The sequence below is a fragment of the Halomonas sp. genome, from assembly GCF_052095765.1.
Lineage (GTDB): Bacteria > Pseudomonadota > Gammaproteobacteria > Pseudomonadales > Halomonadaceae > Halomonas.
In genome coordinates this window covers 31,433-57,188 of the sequence record NZ_JBQDJZ010000003.1, presented here as the reverse complement: position 1 = coordinate 57,188, position 25,756 = coordinate 31,433, and the positions used below count along the sequence as shown (strand labels likewise).

Annotated in this window: 23 protein-coding genes; 14 read left to right on the top strand and 9 right to left on the bottom strand. The window is 58.8% G+C overall.

All coding sequences use genetic code 11. The features are described from left to right. Positions 1 to 3: 3 nt before the first annotated feature. The 6 genes from purH to accB all read right to left on the bottom strand — a co-directional run bounded on the left by purH (position 4) and on the right by accB (position 5,977). A complete protein-coding gene (gene purH, locus ACTH3D_RS01050) occupies positions 4 to 1,572 on the bottom strand; it encodes a bifunctional phosphoribosylaminoimidazolecarboxamide formyltransferase/IMP cyclohydrolase (RefSeq protein WP_441664352.1) in 1,569 nt (522 codons plus the stop codon). 80 nt (positions 1,573 to 1,652) lie between these two features. After that, entirely contained in the window at positions 1,653 to 1,991 is a 339-nt protein-coding gene (gene fis / locus ACTH3D_RS01045) for a DNA-binding transcriptional regulator Fis (RefSeq protein WP_441664350.1), read from the bottom strand. Then, on the bottom strand, positions 1,988 to 3,046 hold the full coding sequence (gene dusB / locus ACTH3D_RS01040) for a tRNA dihydrouridine synthase DusB (RefSeq protein ID WP_441664348.1): 1,059 nt from the start codon (positions 3,044 to 3,046) through the stop codon (positions 1,988 to 1,990). Before dusB ends, fis begins: the two co-directional genes overlap by 4 nt. Before the next feature lie 80 nt (positions 3,047 to 3,126). Beyond that, positions 3,127 to 4,041 (bottom strand): 50S ribosomal protein L11 methyltransferase, encoded by a 915-nt coding sequence (gene prmA / locus ACTH3D_RS01035; RefSeq protein ID WP_441664346.1) that lies wholly within the window; start codon positions 4,039 to 4,041, stop codon positions 3,127 to 3,129. A 96-nt stretch (positions 4,042 to 4,137) separates the two neighbouring features. Further along, entirely contained in the window at positions 4,138 to 5,478 is a 1,341-nt protein-coding gene (accC, locus tag ACTH3D_RS01030) for an acetyl-CoA carboxylase biotin carboxylase subunit (protein ID WP_441664344.1), read from the bottom strand. A gap of 28 nt (positions 5,479 to 5,506) precedes the next feature. Beyond that, on the bottom strand, positions 5,507 to 5,977 hold the full coding sequence (gene accB / locus ACTH3D_RS01025; RefSeq protein WP_441664342.1) for an acetyl-CoA carboxylase biotin carboxyl carrier protein: 471 nt from the start codon (positions 5,975 to 5,977) through the stop codon (positions 5,507 to 5,509). 434 nt (positions 5,978 to 6,411) lie between these two features. On the opposite strand from accB, the gene ACTH3D_RS01020 reads away from it, so the two are divergent. After that, positions 6,412 to 7,671: a DUF2333 family protein gene (locus ACTH3D_RS01020; RefSeq protein WP_441664340.1), complete on the top strand. Its 1,260-nt coding sequence runs from the start codon at positions 6,412 to 6,414 to the stop codon at positions 7,669 to 7,671. 104 nt (positions 7,672 to 7,775) lie between these two features. On the opposite strand, the gene ppa is transcribed toward ACTH3D_RS01020, so the two are convergent. Continuing rightward, a complete protein-coding gene (gene ppa, locus ACTH3D_RS01015; protein WP_441664338.1) occupies positions 7,776 to 8,306 on the bottom strand; it encodes an inorganic diphosphatase in 531 nt (176 codons plus the stop codon). A gap of 214 nt (positions 8,307 to 8,520) precedes the next feature. Here ppa and ACTH3D_RS01010 point away from each other — a divergent pair, with 214 nt between their 5' ends. Next, positions 8,521 to 10,233 carry a protein kinase domain-containing protein gene (locus ACTH3D_RS01010; RefSeq protein ID WP_441664336.1) on the top strand — a complete coding sequence of 571 codons (1,713 nt, stop codon included), beginning with the start codon at positions 8,521 to 8,523 and terminating at the stop codon, positions 10,231 to 10,233. A 107-nt stretch (positions 10,234 to 10,340) separates the two neighbouring features. On the opposite strand, the gene ACTH3D_RS01005 is transcribed toward ACTH3D_RS01010, so the two are convergent. After that, entirely contained in the window at positions 10,341 to 11,600 is a 1,260-nt protein-coding gene (locus ACTH3D_RS01005; protein ID WP_441664334.1) for a 6-phosphofructokinase, read from the bottom strand. 294 nt (positions 11,601 to 11,894) lie between these two features. Here ACTH3D_RS01005 and mpl point away from each other — a divergent pair, with 294 nt between their 5' ends. From mpl to ACTH3D_RS00985, 4 genes are all read left to right on the top strand, one after another. Continuing rightward, positions 11,895 to 13,295: a UDP-N-acetylmuramate:L-alanyl-gamma-D-glutamyl-meso-diaminopimelate ligase gene (gene mpl / locus ACTH3D_RS01000; protein WP_441664332.1), complete on the top strand. Its 1,401-nt coding sequence runs from the start codon at positions 11,895 to 11,897 to the stop codon at positions 13,293 to 13,295. After that, entirely contained in the window at positions 13,285 to 13,929 is a 645-nt protein-coding gene (locus tag ACTH3D_RS00995; protein WP_441664330.1) for a flavin prenyltransferase UbiX, read from the top strand. The genes mpl and ACTH3D_RS00995 overlap by 11 nt, the downstream gene beginning before the upstream one ends. Before the next feature lie 24 nt (positions 13,930 to 13,953). After that, positions 13,954 to 14,586 (top strand): LysE family translocator, encoded by a 633-nt coding sequence (locus ACTH3D_RS00990; protein WP_441664328.1) that lies wholly within the window; start codon positions 13,954 to 13,956, stop codon positions 14,584 to 14,586. A gap of 82 nt (positions 14,587 to 14,668) precedes the next feature. Continuing rightward, positions 14,669 to 16,531 carry a zinc chelation protein SecC gene (locus ACTH3D_RS00985; protein WP_441664326.1) on the top strand — a complete coding sequence of 621 codons (1,863 nt, stop codon included), beginning with the start codon at positions 14,669 to 14,671 and terminating at the stop codon, positions 16,529 to 16,531. 50 nt (positions 16,532 to 16,581) lie between these two features. Here ACTH3D_RS00985 and ACTH3D_RS00980 read toward each other — a convergent pair whose 3' ends face one another. Next, positions 16,582 to 18,033, bottom strand: a complete 1,452-nt coding sequence (locus ACTH3D_RS00980; RefSeq protein ID WP_441664324.1) for an AmpG family muropeptide MFS transporter — start codon at positions 18,031 to 18,033, stop codon at positions 16,582 to 16,584. A 223-nt stretch (positions 18,034 to 18,256) separates the two neighbouring features. On the opposite strand from ACTH3D_RS00980, the gene rfaH reads away from it, so the two are divergent. From rfaH to ACTH3D_RS00940, 8 genes are all read left to right on the top strand, one after another. Beyond that, positions 18,257 to 18,808, top strand: coding sequence for a transcription/translation regulatory transformer protein RfaH (rfaH, locus tag ACTH3D_RS00975; RefSeq protein ID WP_441664322.1), 552 nt, complete (start codon positions 18,257 to 18,259; stop codon positions 18,806 to 18,808). A 37-nt stretch (positions 18,809 to 18,845) separates the two neighbouring features. After that, positions 18,846 to 19,352, top strand: a complete 507-nt coding sequence (locus tag ACTH3D_RS00970) for an FKBP-type peptidyl-prolyl cis-trans isomerase (RefSeq protein WP_441664320.1) — start codon at positions 18,846 to 18,848, stop codon at positions 19,350 to 19,352. Between the two features lie 188 nt (positions 19,353 to 19,540). Continuing rightward, on the top strand, positions 19,541 to 19,660 hold the full coding sequence (gene ccoM, locus ACTH3D_RS00965; RefSeq protein WP_441664318.1) for a cytochrome c oxidase subunit CcoM: 120 nt from the start codon (positions 19,541 to 19,543) through the stop codon (positions 19,658 to 19,660). A gap of 366 nt (positions 19,661 to 20,026) precedes the next feature. Next, positions 20,027 to 21,088 (top strand): cytochrome-c peroxidase, encoded by a 1,062-nt coding sequence (locus ACTH3D_RS00960; RefSeq protein ID WP_441664316.1) that lies wholly within the window; start codon positions 20,027 to 20,029, stop codon positions 21,086 to 21,088. Between the two features lie 181 nt (positions 21,089 to 21,269). Continuing rightward, positions 21,270 to 22,169, top strand: a complete 900-nt coding sequence (locus ACTH3D_RS00955; protein WP_441664314.1) for a putative RNA methyltransferase — start codon at positions 21,270 to 21,272, stop codon at positions 22,167 to 22,169. 100 nt (positions 22,170 to 22,269) lie between these two features. After that, positions 22,270 to 23,136: a glutathione-dependent disulfide-bond oxidoreductase gene (gene yghU / locus ACTH3D_RS00950; RefSeq protein WP_441664312.1), complete on the top strand. Its 867-nt coding sequence runs from the start codon at positions 22,270 to 22,272 to the stop codon at positions 23,134 to 23,136. A gap of 324 nt (positions 23,137 to 23,460) precedes the next feature. Then, the gene (locus tag ACTH3D_RS00945; protein WP_441664310.1) at positions 23,461 to 24,957 is read left to right on the top strand and encodes a helicase HerA-like domain-containing protein; all 1,497 of its coding nucleotides are present in this window, start codon (positions 23,461 to 23,463) and stop codon (positions 24,955 to 24,957) included. Between the two features lie 184 nt (positions 24,958 to 25,141). Then, positions 25,142 to 25,744 carry a DUF1294 domain-containing protein gene (locus ACTH3D_RS00940; RefSeq protein WP_441664308.1) on the top strand — a complete coding sequence of 201 codons (603 nt, stop codon included), beginning with the start codon at positions 25,142 to 25,144 and terminating at the stop codon, positions 25,742 to 25,744. The last annotated feature ends 12 nt before the right edge of the window (positions 25,745 to 25,756 follow it).

The following is a 25,756-nucleotide window of genomic DNA, read 5'->3' as shown; positions in this document are numbered from 1 at the left end:
CAATCAGTGCCTGAAGTGGCGCATGCCGGTAAACAGCATGGCGATGCCAGCTTCGTTGGCGGCGTCGATCACTTCTTGGTCGCGCATTGAACCGCCGGGCTGAATCACCGCAGTAATGCCGGCAGATGCCGCCGCATCGATGCCGTCCCGGAACGGGAAGAAGGCGTCTGAGGCCATCACTGAGCCGGGCACCGAGAGATCTTCGTCAGAGGCCTTGATGCCGGCAATCTTGGCTGAGTAGACGCGGCTCATCTGGCCTGCGCCCACGCCGATAGTCTGGCCATCTTTGGCGTAAACGATGGCGTTGGACTTAACGAACTTGGCCACCCGCCAGGCAAACTCTAGGTCGTGCATTTCCTGTTCCGAGGGCGCTCGATCGGTCACCACGCGCAGTTCATCGCGGCCGACCATGCCCTGGTCACTGTCCTGCACCAATAGGCCGCCGGTCACGCGTTTGAGATCAAAGCTGGCCTGCGCTTCGCCGGGCCAATGATCACTGATATCAAGCAGGCGCACATTGGGTTTTTCCGCAACGATCGCCAGCGCATCCTGGTCAACTCCTGGAGCGATGATGACCTCGACAAACTGGCGGTCGATGATAGCGCGTGCCGTCTCGGCATCCAGCGCCACGTTGAAGGCGATGATGCCGCCAAAGGCGCTGGTTGGGTCGGTAGCGAAGGCCTTGTCATAGGCTTCCAACGCGCTGGCACCCACCGCCACACCGCAGGGGTTGGCGTGTTTGACGATCACACAGGCGGTCTCGTTGAAGCTCTTGACACATTCTAGGGCGGCGTCGGTATCGGCTACGTTGTTGAACGACAGCGGTTTGCCCTGCAGGGTGCGAGCGGTCGAGACGCTGGGCTCCTGGCTGGTCGGGTCAACATAGAAAGCTGCCGCCTGGTGTGGGTTCTCGCCATAGCGCATGTCCTGCTTCTTTTCGAATTGCAGATTGAAGGTGCGCGGAAAGTCCGACTCGCTGCCGGGCAGACGGTTGCCCAGATAGTTGGCAATGGCGCCATCGTAGCCAGCAGTGTGTTCAAATGCCTTCACTGCGAGATCAAACCGGGTGGCTTGGCTGATGCCGCCGGCGCTGATTTCTTGCAGTACGCGGTCGTAGTCTGATGCGTTGACCACGATGCTGGTGTAGGCGTGATTCTTAGCGCAGGCACGCACCATGGTCGGTCCGCCGATGTCGATATTCTCGATGGCGTCTTCCAGGCTGCAGTCAGGGCGCGCCACGGTGGCGGCAAAGGGGTAGAGGTTGACCACCACCATGTCGATGGGCGCAATATTGTGGGCCGCCATCACCGCGTCGTCCTGACCGCGACGGCCAAGAATGCCGCCATGGATCTTGGGGTGCAGGGTCTTGACCCGGCCATCCATGATTTCGGGAAAACCGGTGTGCTCGGAGACCTCGGTGACGGCGATGTTGTTGTCCTGCAGCAGGCGGAAAGTACCGCCGGTGGACAGCAGCTCGATGCCCTGTTGCTGGAGTCCGCGGGCGAAGTCGACGATGCCAGTCTTGTCTGAAACGCTGATCAGGGCACGGCGCGGGACGATGGTGTTAGCCATGAAATTCACTCTGTTGGGGTGCACAGGGCTGCAGCTGACTGCACAGCCCGATAAAGAAAGACATACTCGCAGACAGATCGTCAGATCAGGCCGTAATGCTTGAGTTTCTTGCGCAGGGTGCCGCGATTCAGGCCCAGTACTTCGGCAGCGCGGGTCTGGTTGCCCTGCACGTACTCAAGCACGCTGGCCAGCAGTGGCGCCTCGACCTCGGCCATGACCATGGCATGGAGGTCGCTGACGTCGCCTCCGTCCAGGTGAGCGAAATAGCGCTTCATAGAGGCTTCTACGCTTTCGCGCAGCGGCACTGCTTGCGTAGCTTGCGGTTTGGCATCGCTACTCTGCGTGAGGGCTGGGCTGGTGTCGTTTTCGCCTGAGCCTGAGAGTAGCTGAGAGGTGTCCACAACGGGTCGACTCATCATGCGGCACGGTTTCCGTCGGCAGCCAAGGCCTGACAGACTTCCTGAGGAGTGGTGTCAGGGCCGTGGCGAAAAAGTTCATCAATAAACTGGTAGTGGCTGGCTGGTGTTTCCAAGCGATTGAAGGTGGCGCGTAGCTGACGACGACCATGATCGTCGAAGCGGTTGTCGCAAGCCAAATACCAGCCCACGTGTTTGCGTGCGATGCGAACGCCCATGTAGTCACCATAAAAAGCGTGCAGGGCGCTCAGGTGTTCCTTGAGCACTTGATGGCGTTCGCCACCATCAGGCGCAGGCAGCTCGCTGCCGTGGTCCAAAAAGTGATTGATTTCGTGGAAAATCCACGGATTTCCCTGGGCGCCCCGGCCAATCATTACCGCATCGGCTCCAGTGTAATCGATTATCTGCTTGGCTTTTGTGGCACTGGTCACATCGCCATTAGCAAAAACGGGTATCGAGACGTGTTGTTTGACCGCTGCAATGGTGTCGTACTCGGCCTCGCCATTGAAGCGCTGCTGGCGATGGCGGCCATGCACGGCCAGCGCCTGGATGCCGGAGTTCTCAGCCAGCCGAGCGATACGCACGGCGTTGTTGCTTGTCGCGCACCAGCCGGTGCGAATCTTCAGGGTTACCGGTATGTCCACGGCGGCAACTACGGCTTCCAGAATGCTGGCAACCAGGGCCTCATCACGCAGCAGGGCGGAGCCGGCTGCCTTGTTGCAGACCTTCTTTGCCGGACAGCCCATGTTGATGTCGATGATTTCGGCACCCATATCGGCATTCAGCCGCGCCGCGATGGCCAGCATTTCGGCGTCGCCACCGGCCACTTGAACGGCTCGAGGTCCCGGTTCGCCCTGGTGATCCATCCGCAGGCGGGATTTGCGTGTATGCCATAGGGCTGGATCTGCGGTCAGCATCTCGCCCACCACCAGGCCAGCTCCCAGTCGGCGGCACAGCGCACGAAAGGGGCGGTCGGTGACCCCGGCCATCGGTGCCAGCACTGTCCGGTTGGGCAGCGTGTGGGGGCCGATGCTGGGTAGTGGGAGAGGTAGGCTCATCAGGGATATCAGTGGCTCAAAGGGGCGACTATCATACGCTGCAAGACGCCATGGGTGAAGGTGACGATTGTCGCATTGGTTTACGCTGGGCGATGGCCGGTCAGCCTGATCCAGCCTTCCCGAACCTCGGGCTCATCCATGACCATCCCCTGTTCCTGATAGGCGTCAAGCACTTCATTAGCCTGGTTCTCGAGGATTCCCGACAGTGCCAGATGTCCGCCAGGAGCCACGCGGGAGGCGATCTCATCGGCCAGTTCAACCAGCGGTCCGGCCAGGATGTTGGCGATGACCAATGGGAACTGCCGTCTGGCATCCAACTGTTCGGGGTAGCACAGCTGCAGGCGGTGTTCAGCAATGGCGTTACGCTCAGCGTTGTCGCGACTGGCGCTGAGTGCCTGGGGGTCGATATCGGTACCGGTGGCGCGGTTCGCGCCCAGTTTGAGTGCAGCAATGGCCAGGATGCCGGAGCCGCACCCCACATCGAGCACCTCCAGGCCATCCAGATTGCCAGCGACAGCGAGCCCGTCCAGCCAGGCAAGGCACAGCGCCGTAGTGGCATGCGTGCCGGTGCCAAACGCCAGCCCCGGGTCGAGGCGCAGGTTAACTGCCTCAGGATTGGGCGGCTCGTGCCAGCTGGGGACGATCCATAGGCGCTCGCCCATCTGCAGCGGGGTGAAATCCTGCATCCACTCGCGCTCCCAGTCACGGTCTTCAAGCAGCTCATGTTCGATAACCGGGCAGCTCTCGCTGGGCTCGGATTCGGCCCAGGCAGCAGCCAGACGCTCAAGCATGTCCGGCAGGCCTTCCAGGTCATCATACAGCCCGGTTAGCACGGTCTCTTCCCATAGCGGCGTGGTACCGCGCTCGGGCTCGAAAACAGGGTCGTCTTGGGCATCCTGAAGAGTGATCGCTGTGGCACCCTCGGCCAGCAGGAGTTCTTCAAGCAGTTCGGCCTGTTCCGGCGCAATACGGGCCTTGAGTTGCAGCCAGGGCATGTCGGTCTCCAGGAGCTTTAAGAAATGCGGGGTAATAAAACACGAGGGCGGCTGTTGCCGCCCTCGGTTGCGCTGTTGTTGGAGTCTTGGTAGGAATCAGAGCCCGAGTTTTTTCTCGAGATAGTGGATGTTGACTCCACCCTGTTGGAAGTAGCCATCGCGGACCAGTTCCTTGTGCAGGTCCACGTTGGTATTGATGCCTTCCACCAGCAGTTCGTCCAGCGCATTGCGCATGCGGATAAGAGCCGTTTCGCGGTCGACTCCCCAGGTGATCAGCTTGCCGATCAGCGAGTCGTAGTGGGGCGGAACCGTGTAGCCGGTATAGATGTGCGAGTCCATGCGCACCCCCAGCCCACCGGGTGGGTGATAGAGGGAGACTTTGCCGGGTGACGGCATGAAAGTCCTGGCATCTTCGGCGTTGATGCGGCACTCGAAGGCGTGGCCGCTGACCATGATCTGTTCCTGACGCACCGACAATGGACGGCCAGAAGCGATCAACAGCTGTTCACGAACGATATCGACGCCGGTCACCATTTCGGTGATCGGGTGCTCAACCTGAACGCGGGTGTTCATCTCAATGAAAAAGAATTCGCCGTCCTCATAGAGGAATTCGAAGGTGCCGGCGCCACGGTAACCGATGGTGATACAGGCCTGACGGCAGGCTTCATGCACCGCCTCCCGGGCCTCCGGGTCCAGTCCCGGAGCCGGCGCCTCCTCGAGTACCTTCTGGTGGCGGCGCTGCAGTGAGCAGTCGCGGTCATACAGGTGAACGGCGTTGCCTTGGCCGTCGGCCAGTACCTGGATCTCGATATGACGCGGGTTCTCGAGAAACTTCTCCATGTACACGGTGCCGTCACCAAAGGCCGCGCTGGCTTCGGTACGGGTCACTGTGATGGCCGATAGCAGGTGAGCTTCGGTATGCACGACACGCATGCCGCGACCGCCACCGCCAGAGGACGCTTTAATGATGACCGGATAGCCAATGCGTCGGGCAGTGGCGAGGTTTTCCTGCTCATCATCGCCCAGCGGCCCGTCAGAGCCAGGCACGGTTGGTACGCCGGCCTTCTTCATGGCCTCGATAGCGCTGACTTTGTCGCCCATCAAACGGATGGTTTCTGCGGTTGGGCCAATGAACGTAAAGCCGGAGCGCTCCACCTGTTCGGCAAAGTCGGCATTCTCTGCAAGGAAGCCGTAGCCCGGGTGAATGGCCACAGAGTCGGTGACTTCGGCAGCGCTGATCAGCGCAGGAATGTTCAGGTATGACTGGGTCGAGGAAGCCGGCCCGATACACACGGCCTCGTCGGCCAGTCGTACATGCATCAGTTCGCGGTCAACTGATGAGTGGACAGCGACCGTGCGGATGCCCAGCTCTTTGCAGGCGCGCAGGATGCGCAGGGCGATTTCGCCACGATTGGCAATGAGTACCTTGTCCAGCATGATGGAGTCCGCCAGATGAGTGAATGGGTTAGGCGATGACGATCATCGGCTGATCGAACTCGACGGGCTCGCCATCATCGACAAGGATGGCTTCAATTACGCCATCACGGTCGGCCTCGATCTGGTTCATCATCTTCATGGCTTCGATGATGCATACGGGGTCACCTTTCTTGACTGCTTGGCCAACGTCGGCGAATGCCTTGGCCCCTGGTGCCGGCGAGCGGTAGAAAGTACCGACCATTGGTGACAGCAACGCGTGACCGCGGAAGCTGGGCTCCTGTTCGCCGGCAGGCTCCTGGGCAGAAGCGGGAGCCTGGGCAGCGGGCGGCTCAGCGACTGGAGCCGTTTGCCAGTTCATGGTTGGGGCCATCTGGGGGTAGGCAGCGCCATTGGGGTGACGGCTGATGCGGACGGATTCCTCTCCCTCCTGAATCTCGATCTCGCTGATGTTCGATTCTTCCAGGAGCTCGATCAGCTTCTTGACCTTGCGGATATCCATAACGTTATCTCGATCAGTTGGGTGCGGCTGGCAGCACGGTGCTGTCAACCTGAGCAGTTTTCTAATAGATCGCAGCAGATTGATACGTCTTGCTGCGTCTATATGCCTTAAAATAATAGTGCAGCGGATTTTGCCGAAAACTGCTGCGCTTGTCCAGAATACATCGAACAGCGTTCGAGATTGCCCTGGCGGTTTGGCTGAAGCTGGTGCACAGGGCGTGGGGACCTTCGTGCGGTCTGGCAAAGCGCTGGCGCAGATGACATGGTTGGAAACCCGCGCTAGGGTTGCATGATAGCGGCAGGGCTTGTGACGTTGTTTGACACCAAAGCTTGGTATCAAAGCAAGTCACGGCTGAACACTGGCCGATTGATACAGCGTAGCGCTGTTGGGCTACGATTTCCCGGATATCACCATCAGATCAGGAAGGGCACACCATGGCGTTGAACAGAAAACGCAACGAGCGGCGTCGCGATAAAGTCGAAGTGCTTGAGCGTCCCCGGTACGACTGGATCTGGAAGCCGCTGATGATACTGGTGGCCGTGTATTTGCTGGTCGTCATTGGTCTTGGCATCTGGTGGAGCCGTACGCCTGAGCCGCTGGTGATAGAGGAATCTGTGGTGGTGCATCGTGGCACGGGCGTGGCTGCAAGAGGGGCTGTCACAACTGTCGGCTTGATGGCGGTAGTTAATACGCTGCTTAACAAGCCCGGTGGCTATCTGCGCAATGATATGGCTCCACCGGGGGTATGGCTCGACAATATGCCGGCCTGGGAGCTGGGTGTGCTGCAACAGGCCCGGCAGCTGGCGCTTGCCATGCCGGGGATGAGTACCGAGCCGCTGCCTGATATCGAGCAGGCCAGCGAGGCGCTGTTAGGCAATAGTCGTGATTGGTTTTATCCCTCCACCGAGCATCGTTTGAATCAGGCAGGTGAAGCTTTTGGCAGCTATCTGCAGCGTCTTGAAGAGCCTGGGGCGCAAGGACTGGCGGCCGGCGGTCAGGGCCTGTCACCCTGGCTATACAGCGTGGCCGATAGCCTGGATAGCTTGAGCTATCGCTTGTCTGCCAGCTTGGGGAATCCTGAGGCATTGGCCGACCTGAATGTTGACGTGGAACGGGTTCCCGGCAAGACCCCATGGTACGAGATAGACAATGTGTTTTTCGAAGCCCGGGGGCAGGCTTGGGCACTTCTTAGCTTACTCAAAGCGGTGCGTCATGATCAGGCCGATGTATTGGCCGCTCATGAGTTGACTGATCACTGGGACGCCTTGATTGCAGAGCTGCAGGCCAGCCAGCGTCGTCTTTGGAGCCCAGTAGTACTCAACGGCAGTGGTTTTGGTATGTTCGCTAACCACTCACTGGTAATGGCCAACCATCTGCTGGGTGCGCGCGATCGTGCTCGGAAGCTGGCTGATACGCTGGGACGCGTTACTCAGGCCCAGGCGGTGGTTGGGGGAGAGCGAGTAACGTTACCGGTGGCGGCAGAGCCGGTACCCACTTCTGGAGCCTCAGTAGCAACTCCTGAAACCCCGGTATCCACTCCTGAAGGTAGTGATGACAGCGGGGAGGGCAACAGCGCAGCAGGTCAAGGGAAAGCACCTGATCCAGTGGCCTCTGAGACTAAGTCAGGGACAGACAAGACTGTTGGTGAAGCGGATAACGCAGCGTCTGATGAGGCGGCGCCTGAAAGCCAGTAGTCTGCTGGTAAGCCGTAAATGTTACCATCGGCCACAAACACATCGGGCCGCCCCTTAAGGGGCGGCCCGACTGTTTTCATTACCGATAAACCGTGGCTAATAAATTACGCCTTTGAGAAAGCTGTGATGCACTTCTCGATGGTTTTGTGCGCAACTTCCACGCCTTCCCAGGACTCCACCTTAACCCACTTGCCCTTTTCGAGATCTTTGTAGTTCTCGAAGAAGTGAGCGATTTGCTGACGCAGCAGCTCGGGCAGATCAGTCACTTCCTGAATGTCGTCATACAGGCTACTGAGTTTGGGGTGTGGAACGCAGATCAGCTTGGCATCTTCGCCAGCTTCGTCGGTCATGTTGAGCATGCCGACCGGGCGGGCACGGATGACGCTCCCCGGCTCGACGGGATACGGAGTGACAACAAGGGCGTCCAGAGCGTCGCCGTCGTCGGCCAGAGTGTGGGGAATGAAGCCGTAGTTGGCAGGGTAGAACATTGGCGTGGCCATGAAGCGATCGACCAGCAGCGCGTCCATTTCTTTATCGACCTCGTACTTGACCGGAGAATGGTTCGCTGGGATCTCGATGATGACGTAAATATCGTTGGGGAGATCCTTGCCGGCCGGAATGTTGTCGAAGTTCATGTTGAATCCTTGATTTACAATGAGCGATGTCTGGCATGCGAGAAAATTTGCTGAATTATACGGATACAGCGCATTGAATACCAATTAGACCATCGCAAATGGCTATCAGAGGCGCGACCTTTGGGGGACGGTCAGCGGCGGGCCGACAATGTATCATCGCTTTCATCAAGGGGACTTGCGCGAGTGGTCCTTTTTTCATGAATGGAGGTGAGCTGTGTCAGCCCCATCGACATTGCTGAGTTTTGGCCAGGCGTTTGTGGCGCCAGATCGCCGTTGCCACCGGAGCTCCATGTCAGTCACGGTGCCCGATGCCGAGCTGCTGGCAACTCGCGGCGCCTGCGCGCTGATCAGCGACTCCACGCGACGGAATGCGCCCACGCAGTCGGGGGATGTCACTGTGCGCGGTTTCCTGGCGGATTACTTTGCAACACCTGATCGTTGGGATATCCAGCAAGCGGCCAGCCGGGTGCTGCATGCACTCAATAACTGGTGTTTCTGGCAGCGCCGCCAGGTCGGTGATGGCGGTTATCTCAGCTCGGTATCGGCCATGATCTACTCTGGGCGTGAGGCGCATCTCTTCCATGTGGGAGACACCCGGGTGTTTCGGCTGCGGGGAGCCGAGTTCGAGCAGCTTACCGACGATCATGCACTGGATATTGGTGGCTATCGCTATCCCGCCAGAGCGCTGGGCATGAACAGCGAACTGGAAATTGACTATGCCTGTATCGCACTGAACCAAGGAGATATTTTTCTGTTTACCACTCAGGCTGTTGAGGGCACGCTGATGCCGTCGGATTATGTCAGCCTGATTCGTCAGGGCGCCAGCGACCTGGATGCCGCCTGTGAGCGGCTGGCTGAAACGGCGCGCCAGCGCGCTCAGGAGCGAGGCTACGGTGGCGATCAGTTCTGCTTTCAGCTGGTGCGCATCGATGGTATGTCAGAGCCTGCGGATACCCAGGGGCCAGCGCGGCTCGGTGATGAGCGGCCTGTGCCGCCGGAGCTTAATGTTGGCGATGTCATGGAAGGCTTGGAAGTCCGCGAAGTGCTCTCGCGAACCCAGTATTCCCGTGTTTACCGGGTGTGGGATTCGCTGGGCGAGCGTGAGCTGGTGATGAAGGCACCAAGTCCGGAGCGTCTGAGCACTAGCGCCCAGGTTGAAGACTTCCTGCTTCAGCAGTCGATTATCAGAGCCGTTCGTTCGCCTTTTGTGGTTGCTTCGGTGAAGCCGTCATCCCCCAGAAAACACCTGTACTATCTGATGAAATACGTGCGGGGTATGTCGCTGTCGCAATGGCGAGAGCACAACCCTGGCGCCAGCGTGGCACAGTGCCTGAGCATCGGCCATGCCTTAGGAAAAGGTTTGCAGGCGCTTGGCCGGCGCGACTTGGTGCACCAGCAGGTTTATCCGGAAAGCGTCATCGTCGAGCCGGAAGGTAGGGCAGTGCTGATTGACTTCAGCGCCTGCCATCCGCGTGAGCCTGAGCGCGAGCAGCAGCTGTCGGAACTACTGCGCCAGGTCGGCATGAACGAGCACAGCGCTCCTGAATACGCTTTGGGCGGCGAGGTGGGACGGCGCAGTGATCAGTACTCCTTGGCTTCAACATTGTACTGGCTGCTGACTGGTAGCCTGCCTTATGCACTGTCAGTGCGCGAGCTAGTCAGCCATACCGATCTTGAGCAGCTGACCTACCGAAGTGCCTGTCTGGCCAATGCCGAGGTGCCGGTGTGGCTTGATGAAGCCCTGCAGCGAGCGCTGTCACCCAGGCGCGAGCAGCGTTATCGTCGGCTGTCGGATTTCCTTGGCGCACTGAATGGTGATGGCCCGTCGCTGGGTAAGGCGCGGCGCTGGTATGGCGCGGGTTGGCTGTGGCAGGGCGTAACGGTCAGCCTGCTGGCGTTGAGCAGTGCTGTCTGGCTAATTCGCTAGGCTGTCTGCGTTGAGTCAGTAGCCCGCCCTCTGGTCTTCTGTCGTCAGGACATAGCCAGAGGGCGGGCATTGATTGCTGGCAGAGCGGCTCGGTATGCTGGGCTGAGTTACAGTTTGAATTCAGGCAGTTTGCGCGGTACCCGCTGCAGCTTCAGCTTGGCCACCATGGGCAGACCGTTTTCAAAAGGCGGGAAGTCTTCGCCCTGGATCAGCGGCGACAGGTAGCGGCGGCAGGCGTCGGTGATACCGAAGCCGTCTTCGCTGATGTAATCCCGAGGCATGAATTTTTCCTGGTTGGCGATTTCGGCCAGTGGTGCGGCTTCGATGGTCCAGGTATAGGGGTCGTTGCTGGTGCGGATGATTGCCGGCATGCGGGCGTTCTGCCCGTCCAGCGCCAGCTCGACGGCGCGCGCACCGACTGCGTAGGCTTGTTCAACATCGGTACGCGAGGCCAGGTGGCGGGCTGAGCGCTGTAAATAGTCGGCCACTGCCCAGTGGTATTTGTAGCCTAGGTCCTCCCTGACCATGCCGGCCAAGGTCGGCGCCACACCGCCCAGTTGGCGATGGCCGAAGGCATCGGTATTGCCAGAGTCGGCGAGGAAAGTGCCGTCCTCGTAGCGCGCGCCTTCGGAAACCACGATCACGCAGTAGCCGTATTTCTTGACGGCTTCATCAACCCGCGCCATCACCGCTTCGCGGTTGAAAGTAATCTCGGGGAAAATGATCATGTGCGGGGCTTCGCTCTCGTCCTTGCCCGCCAGGCCGCCGGCAGCAGCAATCCAGCCTGCATGGCGGCCCATCACTTCTAGCACGAATACCTTGGTTGAGGTAGCACACATGGAGGCCACGTCCAACGAGGCTTCAAGTGTAGAGGTGGCGATGTACTTGGCCACGCTGCCAAATCCTGGGGAGTTGTCGGAAATTGGCAGGTCGTTGTCGACGGTCTTCGGCACATGGATTGCGGTCAGCGGATAGCCCATGGTCTCGGACAGCTGCGAGACCTTGAGGCAGGTGTCGGCGCTGTCGCCTCCACCGTTATAGAAGAAGTAGCGGATATTATGGGCGCGGAACACCTCGATCAACCGCTCATACTGGGCGCGATGGGTCTCGATGTCCTTGAGTTTGTAGCGACAGGAGCCAAAGGCACCGCCGGGGGTGTGGCGAAGCGCGGCAACTGCCTCGTCGCTCTCGGCGTTGACGTCGATCAGGTCCTCAGTCAGCGCGCCGATGATGCCGTTGTGGCCGGCGTAGACCTTGCCGATACGGTCGGGGTGGCGACGGCAGGTCTCGATGACACCGCAGGCGCTGGTATTGATCACGGCGGTGACGCCGCCGGACTGGGCATAAAAGGCATTGTACTGAGCCATTGGCTTTCCTGTTGCTGGTCGCAGGGTAAGACAGCAAGCGTGCTTTGACGGCGCCGTCTTCCGGGAATCGGGTTGCTTGAGTGCGGGTTGCTTGAGTGCAGGACGGGGATTCTAGCGTATCGGCATGATAGCTGCATCTCACGGCCGGGCAGGGTTGTGTTCAGTGGTATGGGGTCGCAGCTGTTTTGCAGTAGGGCACAGCTGGAGGAGGGTGGCAGCAGCGTGCTAGGCTGCCGTTTTTGGCGGCATCGGGCCAGTTCCGGTCCCGGTAACGGACTCTTCAGTGGAGTAAACATGCACCTTCATATACTCGGTATCTGCGGTACCTTCATGGGTAGCCTTGCACTGCTGGCCACTGAGCTTGGTCATCGTGTCAGCGGCTCGGATGCCAATGTCTATCCGCCGATGAGCACCCAGCTGGCCGAGGCAGGCATTGTTTTAATGGATGGCTATCGCGCCGAGAACCTTGAGCCGCGCCCGGATCTGGTGGTCGTCGGCAATGCACTGAGCCGTGGCAACCCGGAAGTTGAGGCGCTGCTCGATTCAGGTATTTCCTATATTTCCGGGCCGCAGTGGCTGGCTGAGCACGTGCTGCCCGGACGGCAGGTCATCGCGGTAGCCGGCACCCATGGCAAGACCACCACCGCTAGCATGACGGCCTGGTTGCTGGAAGCCGCTGGTTTGTCCCCCGGATTTCTGATCGGCGGTGTGCCGCGTAACTTTGGCATTTCAGCACGTCTTGGTGCCGAAGGTGCTCCCTTCGTAGTGGAAGCCGACGAGTATGACACGGCATTTTTCGACAAGCGCTCCAAGTTTGTGCACTACCGGCCCGAGATCGCTGTGTTGGGCAACCTGGAGTTCGATCATGCGGATATTTTCGATGATCTAGCGGCGATTGAGCGGCAGTTCCACCATTTGGTGCGCATCGTGCCAGGCAAGGGTCGGCTGCTGGTAGCCGATGGCGAGCCGGCTCTTGACCGGGTGTTGGCGCAGGGCTGTTGGTCGCCGGTGGTGCGCTATGGCAACGCTGCTGACAGCGAATGGGGCTTTGCCCTTGAGCGCGATAACGGCAGCCGCTTCAGGGTTATCCAGCGGAATGTGAGCCAGCAGGCCGAGCAGCAGGCAGTCGTTGACTGGTCGCTGAGCGGGCTACACAACGTGCGCAACGGCCTCGCGGCCATTGCTGCTGCCCACGCCTGTGGCGTGGGGCTGGATCAGGCGGCAGAAGCGCTGGGCCGTTTCGAGACACCGCGTCGACGCCAGGAACTGCGCGGCGAGATCGGCGGTATTCAGGTTATTGACGACTTCGCCCATCACCCAACGGCAATTGCCATGACGCTATCCGGCCTGCGGACCGGGCTGGCCGATAGCAAGACTGGTGGCCGTCTGCTGGCAGTCATTGAGCCGCGTTCCAACACCATGCGCATGGGTACGCTGAGGGAGCGTCTGGCCGCTAGCGTCAGCGATGCCGATCTGGCCTGGTGGTATCAACCACCGGGCCTGGACTGGTCGCTGGCGCCGTTGGTTGAAGCAGCCGCAGTGTCGGGTCGCATCTTTAACGATATCGACGAGCTGGTCTCTGCGTTGGTAGAAGAATCCCGGATGGGTGACCGCATCGTGGTGATGTCCAATGGGGGCTTCGGCGGTATTCATGAGCGGCTGCTTGCGGCGCTGGAGAACGCTCATGGTGAATGACACAGACACATTTACAGCCACGGGCACAGGGTTCAAACCGCCGGTAACGGTCGCCATCACCGGGGCGTCCGGAGCTCAGTACGGGCTGAGGCTGATTGACGTGCTGGTAGAGGCCGGCCATGAAGTGTGGGTGATGATTTCCAAAGCGGCCCATCTGGTCATCGAGACAGAAACCGATGTGGCGCTGCCAGCGCGCCCCGAGCGTCTCGCCGAGGCACTGACGGCCAGCTGCGGTGCCCAGCCTGGGCAAATTCGCTGCTTTGGTCGCGAAGACTGGATGGCGCCGGTGGCCTCGGGCTCCGGTGCCCCTTCGACGATGGTGATCTGCCCGTGCTCCACCGGCACGTTGTCAGCGGTGGCCTGCGGCGCCAGCAATAACCTGATCGAGCGTGCCGCCGACGTGGCGCTCAAGGAGCGTCGCCGGCTGGTGCTGGTGCCCCGGGAAGCGCCGCTCTCGACGCTGCATCTAGAAAATATGCTGACGCTGAGTCGCATGGGTGCAGTGATTCTTCCCGCTGCCCCCGGTTTTTACCACCGCCCCGAAAGCATCAGTGAGCTGATCGACTTCATCGTGGCGCGCATACTCAACCAGCTGGGCATCGAGCATCAGCTGATGCCGCGTTGGGGAGAGTAGCGTCGTGTGCTGTGTAGGCCTCTCATGATTCAGCTATCGCTGCTCAGTGTGTTCATACCTACCTTTATGATGGTGTCACTGACTCCGGGGCTGTGCATGACGCTGGCCATGGTACTGGGCATGACCCAGGGTGTGCGCCGTGCGCTCTGGATGATGCTGGGTGAGCTTGCCGGCGTCGGCATAGTGGGTGTGGCTGCAGGCGCGGGTATGGCAGCAGTCATGCTGCGCTATCCGGAGTTCTTTACCGTCTTTAAGTGGGTGGGCGGCGCCTATCTCGCCTACCTTGGCATCATGATGTGGCGCTCCCGGGGGCGCATGGCCATTCCTGACATGAACACCAGTAGCGGGTTCGGCAGCGCGGTCAGCCGGCGTGCGTTGGCTGCCCAGGGGTTTGTCACTGCCATTGCCAACCCCAAGGGCTGGGCCTTTTTCATGGCTCTTCTGCCGCCATTTCTAGACACCTCGCGGCCGTTGCCCCTGCAGCTGGCGACGCTGATTGTCATCATCTTAGTCATCGAGTTTGGCGCCCTGCTGATCTACGCCACCGGTGGGCAGACATTGCGTCATCTGCTCGGTGAGAGTCGCAATGTGCGCCTGCTCAATCGAGTCGCTGGCAGCATGATGGTCGGTGTCGGCCTGTGGCTGGCGCTTGGCTGACGGAGTGCTAAATGCCTAGCGCTGCCCACAGCTGCTCGTGACTGCTAGACTGTGCGGCTTTGCTTCGACTGTGGAGACAGACATGCTGGCGCTATGGGTGGAACAGCTGCTGGAATTTGCCTCCGGCGCCCTAGCTGAAATTCGCGAAACGGAGCGTTATCCGGACCTGATGTCCTGGGCTCGAAAGCAGGGCACAGGCATGATGGGCGGCGATCTGCCAACTGCCCAGGCGCTGGCTCCGGAACTGTGGTCCCAAACGCCGTTGGAGCGTCTTGGCTTTGCCTGCGAACCTTTGGCGCGTCCCGGTCTCAATGAGCCCTGCTGGTGCGACTCGGGCCGTAGAACCCGGCATTGCTGCGCTGCCGTTGAGTTGGCTGGTGACGTGCCGGATCATCTGATGTGGATGCTGTCGCTGCGCGAATGGAAGGGCCTTACTCTCAAAGCCGCTCTGGGCAGCGGTCTGGCACCTGCTCAGGCGCTGCTCGAAGCCGGTTTGATTGAAGCCGAGACCGGTCAAAGTGGGCGCGCCCAGCAGATACTTGAGTCGCTGTTCGATACCGCGGACTGGTCAACGCTGCCTGCGCAGTGCGAGCCGGCCTTTGAGATGCTGGTTGATCTCTACCAGGAGCGCGGCTTCCACCGCAAACGTGAAGCGCTGCTGTCAGACGTACTGCAGTGCGGGCCCCTGTTCCTGCGTGGCGTTGCCCTTGAGCGGCTGTGTTTGCTGTATCTCGACAGTGATGACCTCGATAGCGCACGGGACGCCTTCGTACGTGCCCAGCAAACTCTGCCTGATTCACCGACTCTGGCCTATTTGGAAGCCATGCTGTTGCTGCATGAAGGCAACGAGCCGATGGCTGTCGAGCGTTCGCGCTTCTGGTTCCGGCGCCTTTCTCGTCAAGGTGAGCTGGAGCCAGGCCAGCTTCAGTTTCTTGCCGATCTGGCGGAAGACCCCGCAGCCACTCTGGCCGAGCAGTTGCTGCATGCTGAGGAAGAGCTTGCCGAACCACTGGAGGCATTCCAGGAGCTGCTGGAGCACCTGCCAGAGCCGCCGTTGCTGCACTTTGAACGCGGCGCGGGTGATGCGGTGATTTACCACGCCAGCCAGCGCGAGGCTGCGCTGTTCTCAGAGTTTCAGACGCTGTTCATGGCCCAGCTTGAGGACGATGGCCTGATGAACTTTGATCAGGACCCCTGGCTGCTGGCGGGTGACTGGTTGCCGGCGCTCTGTGCGCGTCCAGAGTGGTTTGCCGCGCCGCATGTGGTGCAGTCGTTGATCATGGCGCTAACCACTCGATTCGGCAGCCTGCCATGGATGGTGCCGGTTCTGCTGGAACCGTTGGCACACTACCTTGAAACCTGGCTGGATCAGGCCCGGGCAGCCTGCCAGCCACCTGATGATAAGCAACGCTGCCAGCTGGACTGGGAGCAAGGCGACAATGCGGTGTTACTGGGTACCGGGCTGACGCTGGTGGTGGGCATGGAGCGCGGCGCCCAACGGCGCTCCCGTCGTCTGGCTGAAACGCTGATGTCGCTGGATGAGCAGGATGCGCTGGGGCTACGTGAGCTGGTGCTTGATCAGCTGCTACGTGAAGGCCGCAATCAGGAGGCGTTGGCACTCAGTGAGCAGGCCCTGGCAAATGTTTCCGAGCAGGAGGCTGATGATGACGATTCTTCCCTGCTTGGCGTGCTGATGGGGCAGGTGTTGGCGCTCTATCGGCTGGGCCGCAAGGATGAAGCCAGCGAGACACTAGGTAGCGCACAGCGCCACAACCCGCATACGCTGGCAACATTATGTGCCGAGACCTTGCCGCCCATTACCCAGGCGATGGCAATACCTGGCTCCCGAGCCGAGGCCCACCAGTATCGTGCGCTGATGCGCGACCAGTGGCGTGCGACGCCCAACGCCCTTGAGTGGCTTGCCAGTCAGTCTTTCGACAGATAATGCTGGTCTTTTCTGGCTCTGGTCCCGGCTTGGTCCTTCACGCTGGTGCTTCAGCTTGGTTGCGGCATGCCAAGCAGCTCGCGGTCGCGGCGCAGCCAGATCGCCATCAGCACTGCTGGAATGCCCATGAGCGAGGCCACGATGAAAAAGCTGATGTAGCCGTGAGACGCCACCACCAGACCGCCAAAGCCGCTGAGAAACTTGCCAGGCAAGGTCATCAGTGAAGAAAATAGCGCATATTGGGTAGCGGTGTAGGCGCGTGATGTCAGGCTTGACAGGAAGGCGATAAACACTGCACTCGCCAGGCCGTTGCTCAGGTTATCGCCGGTGATGGTCATGATCAGCAGTAGTGTCTTGGGGGTTACACCTAGCAACGCCTCGCCCAGTGGCGGCCAGGCCGTCAGCTCAGGCACCAGTTGACCAAGGCTCAAGGCCGTCCAGTCTGCACCACCAACCTGAGCCAGAAATGCAAATGCCAGATTCGTTAGGGCCGTCGCGGCAGCACCAGCGATCAGCAAGGGGGCTATGCCATAGCGGGCCACCAGCACACCGCCGATCAGGCCGCCAGCCAGGGTCATCAGCAGGCCAAACACCTTGGTGATGCTGGCGATGGTATCCAGCGAATAGCCCAAATCGACATACAGCGGGTAGGCCATGGAGGCCATGGCCAGATCGCTGATGCGATAGATGGCAATAAAGACCAGAATCGCCAATGCCTTGGTCCCATAGCGGGTAAAGAAGTCAATGAACGGGCAGGCCACTGCCCCCAGGAACCATGCCCCAAGACGGCGACGCCAGCGCGGATGATGGCGGCTGGTGCGCAAGTAGTGACGCACCAGGGGCTCATTGAGAAGCCGGACTGCTTGACTAGCCCTGGTAGGCTCGGGGCGCAGCAGTACGGTGATAATACCGACGCCAACACAGGCGGCCATAGTCAGGTAGGCCAGCTGCCAGCCGCTGCTATCGGCAATGTAGAGCGCGCCGGCGCCGGCCATGATTAAACCGCCGCGATAACCGACAATGTAGATCGACGCCATGGCCGCCTGCAGGTTTTCATGGGCTGACTCGATGCGGAATGCATCGATGGCAATGTCCTGGGTAGCCGAGCCGAAGGCAACCATCAGAGCAAAGAGCGCGACGGTTGAGAGGTTGCCGGCTGGAGTCAGGGTCGAGAGGCCGAAGAGCCCGCCGGCAATCAGCAGTTGACCGGTCAGCATCCAACTGCGGCGCTGGCCGAGTAGACGTGTCAGCAGCGGCAGCTTGAGGTTGTCGATCACCGGCGCCCAGAAGAATTTGATCGAGTACAGCAATCCGATCCAGGAAAAGAAGCCGATGGCGGCGATGTCGACGCCACTGGTGCGCAGCCAGGTGGTCAGTGTCGAAAACACCAGCAGGAAAGGCAGGCCCGCCGAAAAGCCAAGAAACAGCATGGTGATAACGGGCGCTCTGAAGTACACCTTCAGCGCACTCCGCCAGCTTGGCCTGGTGGAAGAGGGCGGCATGTCAGCTCCTTAAAGTGCCAAACGCCCAAGACCGGCATCGAGTGTTCAGACATCGTGTTTTCAGACACAGTCGGTCACTGGTGGCCGCGTAGCGTGTGACAGGTGGTAAAGTAGGCGGTTGGACAGGGTCGCACCGCAACGCGATTGTTGCAGAGCAGGCCAGACGATACCAGCCAGACAGACCGTCAATTTAGACCGTCAAGCTAGACAGTCAAGGAGTCCCATGAGCGATCAGCCGATATGTTCTGGCGAGGATGGCCGCGAGAGTGATGACGTGCCTCGCTGGTATGTGATCCAGTGCAAGGGAGGCGAGTCGTTTCGCGCCGCTGAGCACTTGGGCAATCAAGCGTTTGAGGTTTTTCATCCGGTGTTGCAGGTGCAGAAGAAACGCCGCACCAAACTGGTGTGGGTCGACGAGCCCCTGTTTCCTTACTACGTGTTTATCCGCCTGAGCACCCTGGCCAGTAACTGGCGTCCAATACGCTCCACGCGCGGGGTGTTGAAACTGCTGACGTTTGGCGACGGCCTGCCGCTGCCAGTTAGTGATGAGCTGATCGTTACGCTGCGTAATATCGCTAGCCAGGGTGATGAGCAAGCGATACACGTCTATTTTCGGGCCGGTGAAAAGGTGGAAATTATGAATGGCCCGTTCAAGAATCTTCAGGCGGTGTTTGAGCGCCACAAAGGCGAAGAGCGCGCCATTGTCCTGCTCAACATGCTGCACAAGACACAGCGGCTTGAGGTACCCGTCGCTCAGCTGCGTCGTGAAAATTAAGATATCCACTTTCTGTTTGATTTGAAGAGGCGCTCAGATGAATATAGCCCCACAGCGAATTGCTACACTCCATTACGTGCTCAGCGACAAAGACGGACAGGTCCTGGACGATTCCCGTGAGCGCCAGCAGCCACTCGAGTACCTGCACGGCCACGATAACCTGATGAGTGGGCTCGAGCGGGCCCTGGAAGGTAAGGCCGCTGGTGACGAGTTGCGAGTGACCCTGATGCCCGCTGATGCCTATGGTCTGCGCAATGAATCGCTGGTTCGTCGCGTAGCCCGAAGCGCCTTCCCGGTAGGTGATCTGTCCCCGGGCATGCGTTTTCAGACCCCCGGTGACGCAGGGCCCGAAATTGTTTCGGTGCTTGAGGTTGATGATCAGGAAGTCGTGGTTGACACCAACCACCCGCTGGCAGGCCAGACGCTGAAGTATTCTCTGGAAGTGCTCAGTGTGCGCGAAGCAACGCGTGCCGAGCTGGCCAAAGGGCATCCTCTGGCTCCTGGTACGGAAGCTTCGGAAGTTGAAGACAAGAAAATGCTGTAGGCGGCGGTTTGCGAGATACTGGCCTTTTGTTTGATTCACCCCTCCCTGGTTTGATCTGAATCAGTTTTATGCTCTTTTATTCCGGCTTTTTTGCGTGAGCTGCCGGATTGTTGACCCAGGTCAGTACTGGTGGTTAGTCCTGCCGTTAATCTCTCTTTAACTTGAGATTTAGCGAAGGGAGTGACGACATGTATATGGACGATGCAGTAATTTTCGGATTGGTCACTGTCGGCTTGATGATTGCTTTTTTGGTCGGATGGGTCGGTTTTATCGTCTTTGACCATCGTAAGAATAAAACTGGCAAGTAAGCCGGAAAGAGAATACAGAGTTCAGCGATTCCCTTCGCTTTACCATCGTCAGGGGAGGGGGAGTTTTCCCCCGTTTCGCCGGCCCATTGGGCCGGCTTTTTTGTGCTTAGGCTTTTATTGACCTGGCTGTTTGGTTAGCAATGAACACTATCTAGCGTGTTGAGTAACGGGCTTGCTGTGAAGTTGATCCGGATCAAGAAAGAGGCGAACTTGATGAAGCCGGTTCTATCAACTTTGCTACAATGAATTATATGAAAATTAATAACATACTTGAATGAAAGGCGGATTTATTAATTTTTTAATAATAAAGTTCTGCAGCCAGGTGTTCTGCCAGAATTATCAAACGTCACATGAGGATATGAGAACATGATAAAACAGCTGAAAAAGCGCCCGCTAAACACTGCACTTCTCACTGCCCTGGTCATGGCGGCAGGCGCGGCATCTGCTAGTGAGCTGCAGGAGCGGGCCAAAAGTATGTTCGAGCCCATTCCTCAGTATCCTCCGGTTATCGATGGTAACGAAATGACGGAAGCCAAGATTGAGCTTGGCAAGATGCTGTTTTTTGAGCCGCGCCTGTCGGCCAGTCACCTTATCAGCTGTAACACCTGTCATAACGTGGGAATGGGGGGCCATGACTATTTGCCGGTGTCCATCGGTCACGGTTGGCAGAAAGGGCCGCGTAATTCGCCCACCGTGTTCAACGCTGTCTTCAATGCTGCCCAATTCTGGGACGGCCGCGCTGCGGATCTGGCAGAGCAGGCTAAGGGGCCGGTGCAGGCAGGCGTTGAAATGAGCAGCACGCCACAGCGGGTTGAAGACACCTTGAGCAGCATGCCCGACTACGTCGACCGTTTCCGCCAGGCTTTCCCTGGGCAGGATGATCCGGTGACATTTGACAATATGGCGACTGCCATCGAAGCCTATGAAGCGACGCTGATCACGCCGGATGCCCGCTTTGACCAGTTCCTGCGTGGCGATATCAGCGCATTGAACGAGCATGAGCAGGAGGGGCTGGCGCTCTTCATGGACAAGGGTTGTACTGCCTGTCATGCCGGCATCAACCTGGGTGGGCAGGGGTATTTCTCGTTTGGCCTAGTGGCTAAGCCTGGTGCAGAAATTTTACCGGAAGGCGACAAGGGGCGTTTTTCTGTTACGGAAACTGCATCGGACGAGTACGTATTCCGTGCTTCTCCCTTGCGTAACATTGAGCTGACGGCTCCCTATTTCCACTCCGGTGCTGTGTGGAGCCTGGAAGAGGCCGTGGCGGTGATGGGAACAGCTCAGCTGGGCGCAGAGCTCAATGACGAAGAAGTCACGGCGATCACTGCATTCCTGAAGACTCTGACTGGTAAGGTGCCATCGGTTGTGTATCCTGAGTTACCGCCAAGTACCAGCACGACGCCGCATCCGGACCCCATGGTTCCCTGAGCGGACTCAACGTGAGCTGCTGATAAGAGATCACGGTTGATACCTGAACGCCTGTGGCCTGCGCCGCGGGCGTTTTTTATATATAGCCGCTACCATGGTGCACGAGTGGAAGCGTTAGAATGCTGTGCGAAGGGAAAACGAAAACTGGCTATTGAAAACCGACTATAAAAGAGAGCGACGCGTGTCAGAACGTCATCACCTGGAAGGTTTAAAGCAGCACAGCGTCACGTCAGATACAGCCAATACACCCTTTACTGCGCTGGCCTGTCCGTTGGATGGCAGCCCCTTGCAGCGTAATGAGGGAAGCTGGCGCTGTGATGCTGGGCACAGCTTTGATATTGCTCGTCAGGGCTACGTGAACTTGTTGCCGGTGCAGCACAAGCGCTCAGGCGATCCGGGCGACAGCAAAGCCATGGTGGTGGCGCGTCAGCGCTTCCTGGCGTCAGATTATTACCGGCCAGTTGCCGAGGTAGTCAGTCGGCTGGTACTAGAGGGCGCCACGTCCCATAAGCCGTTGAGCTGTCTGGATGCCGGCTGTGGTGAGGGGTATTACCTGCGGGCACTGGTGAGTGCAGCGTCCGGGCGGCAAGTACTTGAGCTGATGGGGCTGGATATTTCCAAATGGGCGATTCTGGCTGCTGCGAAGCAACAAAAGCGCACCTCCTGGGTGGTTGGTAGCAATGCCAATCTGCCGGTGCAGGCGGGTACGCTTGACCGACTGTTGTGCATGTTCGGTTTCCCTGTCTATCACGAATTTGCCCGGGTGCTGAAACCGGGTGGTCTGTTGCTGAAAGTGGATGCTGGCAGTGACCATCTGCGTGAACTGCGCGAGATTATTTATCCCGAGCTCAAGCCCGAGTGTATGGCTGAGGCTCCGGTACCCGATGGCTTTACCCATCTGGCGACCGACAGGGTTCACTATCGGATCGAGCTGGCTGACGCACGGCAAATCGCCGACCTACTGGCCATGACACCGCATCTTTATCGCGCGAAGGCCGAAGGGCGAGAGCGGGCGGCTGCGCTTGAGTCGTTGAGCGTCAGCGTGGATGTGCGTCTGACGCGTCTGATACGGTCCGCTTAGTCTGGGAACAAACCATGCCAAGTGACATCTGAAACACCTCATCAGGATAAAATGCTTTGGTAACCGGTGAGTTGAGGTAGTAGCTATCAGGAGGTAGTTCATGAGTCAGAGTAATGAGTACATCCCACCTGCCGTCTGGACCTGGGATAAAGCCAACGGTGGTGCATTTGCCAGCACCAACCGACCGATCGCCGGGCCGACCCATGATAGACCGTTATCGGTGGGCAAGCATCCCTTTCAGCTTTACTCCATGGGCACGCCCAATGGTGTGAAGGTCACGGTGATGTTCGAGGAGCTGCTGGCGCTTGGCCACAGTGCTGCTGAGTACGATGCCTGGCTGATCCGCATCGGTGAAGGAGATCAGTTCGGCAGTGGTTTTGTGGAGGTCAATCCTAACTCTAAGATTCCGGCACTGGTGGATCACAGCACGCCTGAGCCCACTCGGATTTTCGAGTCGGGTGCGATTCTGCTGTATCTGGCCGAGAAGTTCGGCGAATTTCTACCGAACGAACACGCAGCGCGTACCGAAGTATTGAACTGGCTGTTCTGGCAGATGGGCAGCGCGCCCTATCTGGGTGGCGGTTTCGGTCATTTCTATACCTACGCGCCGATCAAGATTGAATATGCCATTGACCGCTTTGCTATGGAGGCCAAGCGGCAGCTTGATGTGCTTGACCGGCGGCTGGCCGAGACGCGCTACCTGGCTGGTGAGGACTATACTATTGCCGATATAGCGGTCTGGCCTTGGTACGGGCAGTTGGCACTGGACCGCATCTATGGCAGCGGAGAGTTTCTTCAGGTACAGGAGTACAAGCACCTGCAGCGCTGGGCCAAAGAGATCGACGTGCGTCCGGCGGTGCAACGGGGCCGAATGGTCAACCGCACCATGGGTGAGCCGGAAACCCAGCTGCATGAGCGCCACGATGCCAGCGACTTTGTGCTGAAGACACAGGACAAAATCGGTTGATAGCCAGGCGTTTTCCAAACGGCGGGCCGTGAAGGTCTTCCCCCCGAGCCTGAGTGCTGCTTTTTGCGGGCTCAGGCTTTTTCATGGATGGTGTAACGGCTTGTTCAGGTATTACAGCAGCTCTCGGCGGGCTGTGCCGGGACAGACTATTGGATAAGAGACAAGAGCCCTTTGGTATCTGCTATAGCACGGCCATACTGGTATAAAGTAAGAGGCAGAAGTGTCGATGCAAGAAAGGCTGGAAATGTAAGGAGAATTACAAAAAATCATAAAGCACAGGTACGTGCTGAGAAGCGTCCAGGAATGGGCGACAAGGGAGGGCTGGTGAGCAACATTCTGATCGGAAAGGGGGAGTTGCCCGTTCACTTGATGGGGCGTTACGGCAACCGTCATGGACTGATTGCCGGAGCTACGGGTACCGGCAAGACCATCTCACTGCTGGTGCTGGCAGAGGGTTTTTCGCGCATGGGTGTGCCGGTGTTTATGGCCGATGTAAAAGGCGATGCGGCAGGGTTGGCCCATCCTGGTGAAGGCAGCGACAAAATCACCGAGCGCATCAACGAGATAGGAATTGAAGGCTATGCCAGCGAGGCGAGCCCGGTGGTGTTCTGGGATATGTATGGCCAGCTGGGTCATCCGGTGCGTACCACTATCAGCGAGATGGGCCCCAGTCTGCTGGTGCATGTGCTGGAGCTGAACGATATCCAGGCGGGCGTGCTAGAAGTTGCTTTCAGTTTGGCTGATGACGAAGGCCTGCTACTGCTTGATCTTGATGATTTACGCGCTGTATTGGGCTTTGTGGCGGAAAATCGCAAGGAAATCTCTGCCCAGTACGGGTTAGTCAGCGTACAGTCTATCGCCGCCATTCAGCGTGCTCTGCTGCGTTTCGAGCGTGACGGCGGTGCGCAGCTGTTCGGCGAGCCAGCACTTGAGCTTGCCGAGCTAATGCGCACCGACATGACGGGTAGGGGCATCATCAATATCCTTGCCGCCCATCAGCTGATTCTTAAGCCTCGGCTCTACTCCGGCTTTCTGCTATGGCTGCTTTCAGAGCTGTTTGAAAGTCTGCCCGAAGTGGGAGATCTCGATAAGCCGCGTCTGGTGTTCTTTTTTGATGAGGCTCACCTGCTGTTTGATGATGCGCCACCTGCGCTGCGACAGCGGGTCGAGCAAGTGGTACGGCTGATCCGCTCCAAAGGTGTAGGCGTGTATTTCTGCTCGCAATTTCCCGATGATATGCCCGGCGAAATACTCGGACAGCTGGGTAATCGTATTCAGCATGCGCTGCGAGCCTTTACGCCCCGTGACCAAAAAGCTGTGAAGGCCGCAGCGGAGACCTTTGTTGCCAATCCGCGGCTCGATGTGGCCAGTGCGATATCACAGCTCGGCGTTGGTGAAGCGCTGGTATCAACAATGGCCGAGAAGGGCGTGCCGCAGCCTGTGGAGCGCACTTTGGTGTGTCCACCACGTTGTCGTATGGGCACGATCAGCGCTGAAGAGCGCGCGGCGGTACGAGCACTCAGCCCAGTCGGCGCCAAGTATGATATGCCGATCAACCGCGAATCAGCTCATGAGATCCTCACTCGGCGCGCAGAGCAGAAAGTTGAAGTGACATCAGCACCTACTTCAAATAAGACTGCGGAGTCGGCTCAGGAACCATCCACCGGCGACCGTTTGAGTGAGATGCTATGGGGTAACGGACGTCGCCAGGGCGTGGCGGAGGCCATGGTCAAGTCCGCAGCGCGTACAGCGGGCAACCGGCTCGGTCGGCAGATATTGCGTGGGCTGCTGGGGGGTATTCTAGGTTCGGGGCGACGCTGATTACTGGGGCGTTTCGGTGTCTTGACCGAGTAAAGAGGTCGGGCCGGTGACAGGTTAGGCAGGTATCATTTACCAAGTGATGTTGAAGCAATTGAAGAACAAAGGGGCGCGCTGAGCTTTATCTGAGACCGTACGTACGCTGTCAAGGCGCGGTTATGAAGAAAACAGGATGATGTGAGGCTGTATGCGGGAAAAAGGCAATGTGGTTCGCTGGGATGACGAAAGAGGATTTGGCTTCATCGAAGGCACTGACGGCGGTGAGCCGGTGTTCATGCGCATCAATGCTGTTACTCAGCGAGGCCGCCGACCGCAGGTCGGCGACAGGGTCTCCTATCGGCTTTCCCAGGACGCCAAAGGCAGGCTCAGGGCCGATAATATCAGGTATGCCGACCGGCAGGGAAAGCTGGCCTCGATCAAGGCGACAATCGGTGCACTGCCAGATATCTTTGGCGTACTGTTCGTCGTTTTGCTAGTGGGACTGGCAGCCTGGGGGCGAGTGCCATGGGTCGTTGTCATCGCCTACGCGGCGGTTAGCGTAATTGCCTTTTTCACCTACGGATTGGACAAGAGGTTTGCGCGTAAGGAAAAGCGGCGAATCGCTGAGTCGACCTTGCTGTTGTTGGGTCTGCTGTGTGGCTGGCCGGGGGCTCTGGTGGCTCAGCGCGTGTTCCGCCACAAGACCAGTAAACGCAGCTTTCAGATCAGCTTCTGGGTCATGGTGGTCGTCAACGTGGCCATATTTGGCTATTTTGCTGGGATCGGAAACTTCGGCTTCCTGAGCCAATAATAATTGATGCCC

Coding starts and splice junctions, on each gene's coding strand:
- ACTH3D_RS01020 (WP_441664340.1), top strand. CDS start 6,412: ATGGCGTTGAACAGAAAACGCAACGAGCGGCGTCGCGATAAAGTCGAA.
- dusB (WP_441664348.1), bottom strand. CDS start 3,046: ATGAGCCTACCTCTCCCACTACCCAGCATCGGCCCCCACACGCTGCCC.
- prmA (WP_441664346.1), bottom strand. CDS start 4,041: ATGCCCTGGCTGCAACTCAAGGCCCGTATTGCGCCGGAACAGGCCGAA.
- ACTH3D_RS00980 (WP_441664324.1), bottom strand. CDS start 18,033: ATGCCGCCCTCTTCCACCAGGCCAAGCTGGCGGAGTGCGCTGAAGGTG.
- ACTH3D_RS00940 (WP_441664308.1), top strand. CDS start 25,142: ATGCGGGAAAAAGGCAATGTGGTTCGCTGGGATGACGAAAGAGGATTT.
- ACTH3D_RS00995 (WP_441664330.1), top strand. CDS start 13,285: ATGGTGAATGACACAGACACATTTACAGCCACGGGCACAGGGTTCAAA.
- ACTH3D_RS01005 (WP_441664334.1), bottom strand. CDS start 11,600: ATGGCTCAGTACAATGCCTTTTATGCCCAGTCCGGCGGCGTCACCGCC.
- ACTH3D_RS00970 (WP_441664320.1), top strand. CDS start 18,846: ATGAATATAGCCCCACAGCGAATTGCTACACTCCATTACGTGCTCAGC.
- ACTH3D_RS00990 (WP_441664328.1), top strand. CDS start 13,954: ATGATTCAGCTATCGCTGCTCAGTGTGTTCATACCTACCTTTATGATG.
- fis (WP_441664350.1), bottom strand. CDS start 1,991: ATGATGAGTCGACCCGTTGTGGACACCTCTCAGCTACTCTCAGGCTCA.
- purH (WP_441664352.1), bottom strand. CDS start 1,572: ATGGCTAACACCATCGTCCCGCGCCGTGCCCTGATCAGCGTTTCAGAC.
- ACTH3D_RS00960 (WP_441664316.1), top strand. CDS start 20,027: ATGATAAAACAGCTGAAAAAGCGCCCGCTAAACACTGCACTTCTCACT.
- ppa (WP_441664338.1), bottom strand. CDS start 8,306: ATGAACTTCGACAACATTCCGGCCGGCAAGGATCTCCCCAACGATATT.
- accC (WP_441664344.1), bottom strand. CDS start 5,478: ATGCTGGACAAGGTACTCATTGCCAATCGTGGCGAAATCGCCCTGCGC.
- yghU (WP_441664312.1), top strand. CDS start 22,270: ATGAGTCAGAGTAATGAGTACATCCCACCTGCCGTCTGGACCTGGGAT.
- ccoM (WP_441664318.1), top strand. CDS start 19,541: ATGTATATGGACGATGCAGTAATTTTCGGATTGGTCACTGTCGGCTTG.
- mpl (WP_441664332.1), top strand. CDS start 11,895: ATGCACCTTCATATACTCGGTATCTGCGGTACCTTCATGGGTAGCCTT.
- accB (WP_441664342.1), bottom strand. CDS start 5,977: ATGGATATCCGCAAGGTCAAGAAGCTGATCGAGCTCCTGGAAGAATCG.
- rfaH (WP_441664322.1), top strand. CDS start 18,257: ATGAGCGATCAGCCGATATGTTCTGGCGAGGATGGCCGCGAGAGTGAT.
- ACTH3D_RS00985 (WP_441664326.1), top strand. CDS start 14,669: ATGCTGGCGCTATGGGTGGAACAGCTGCTGGAATTTGCCTCCGGCGCC.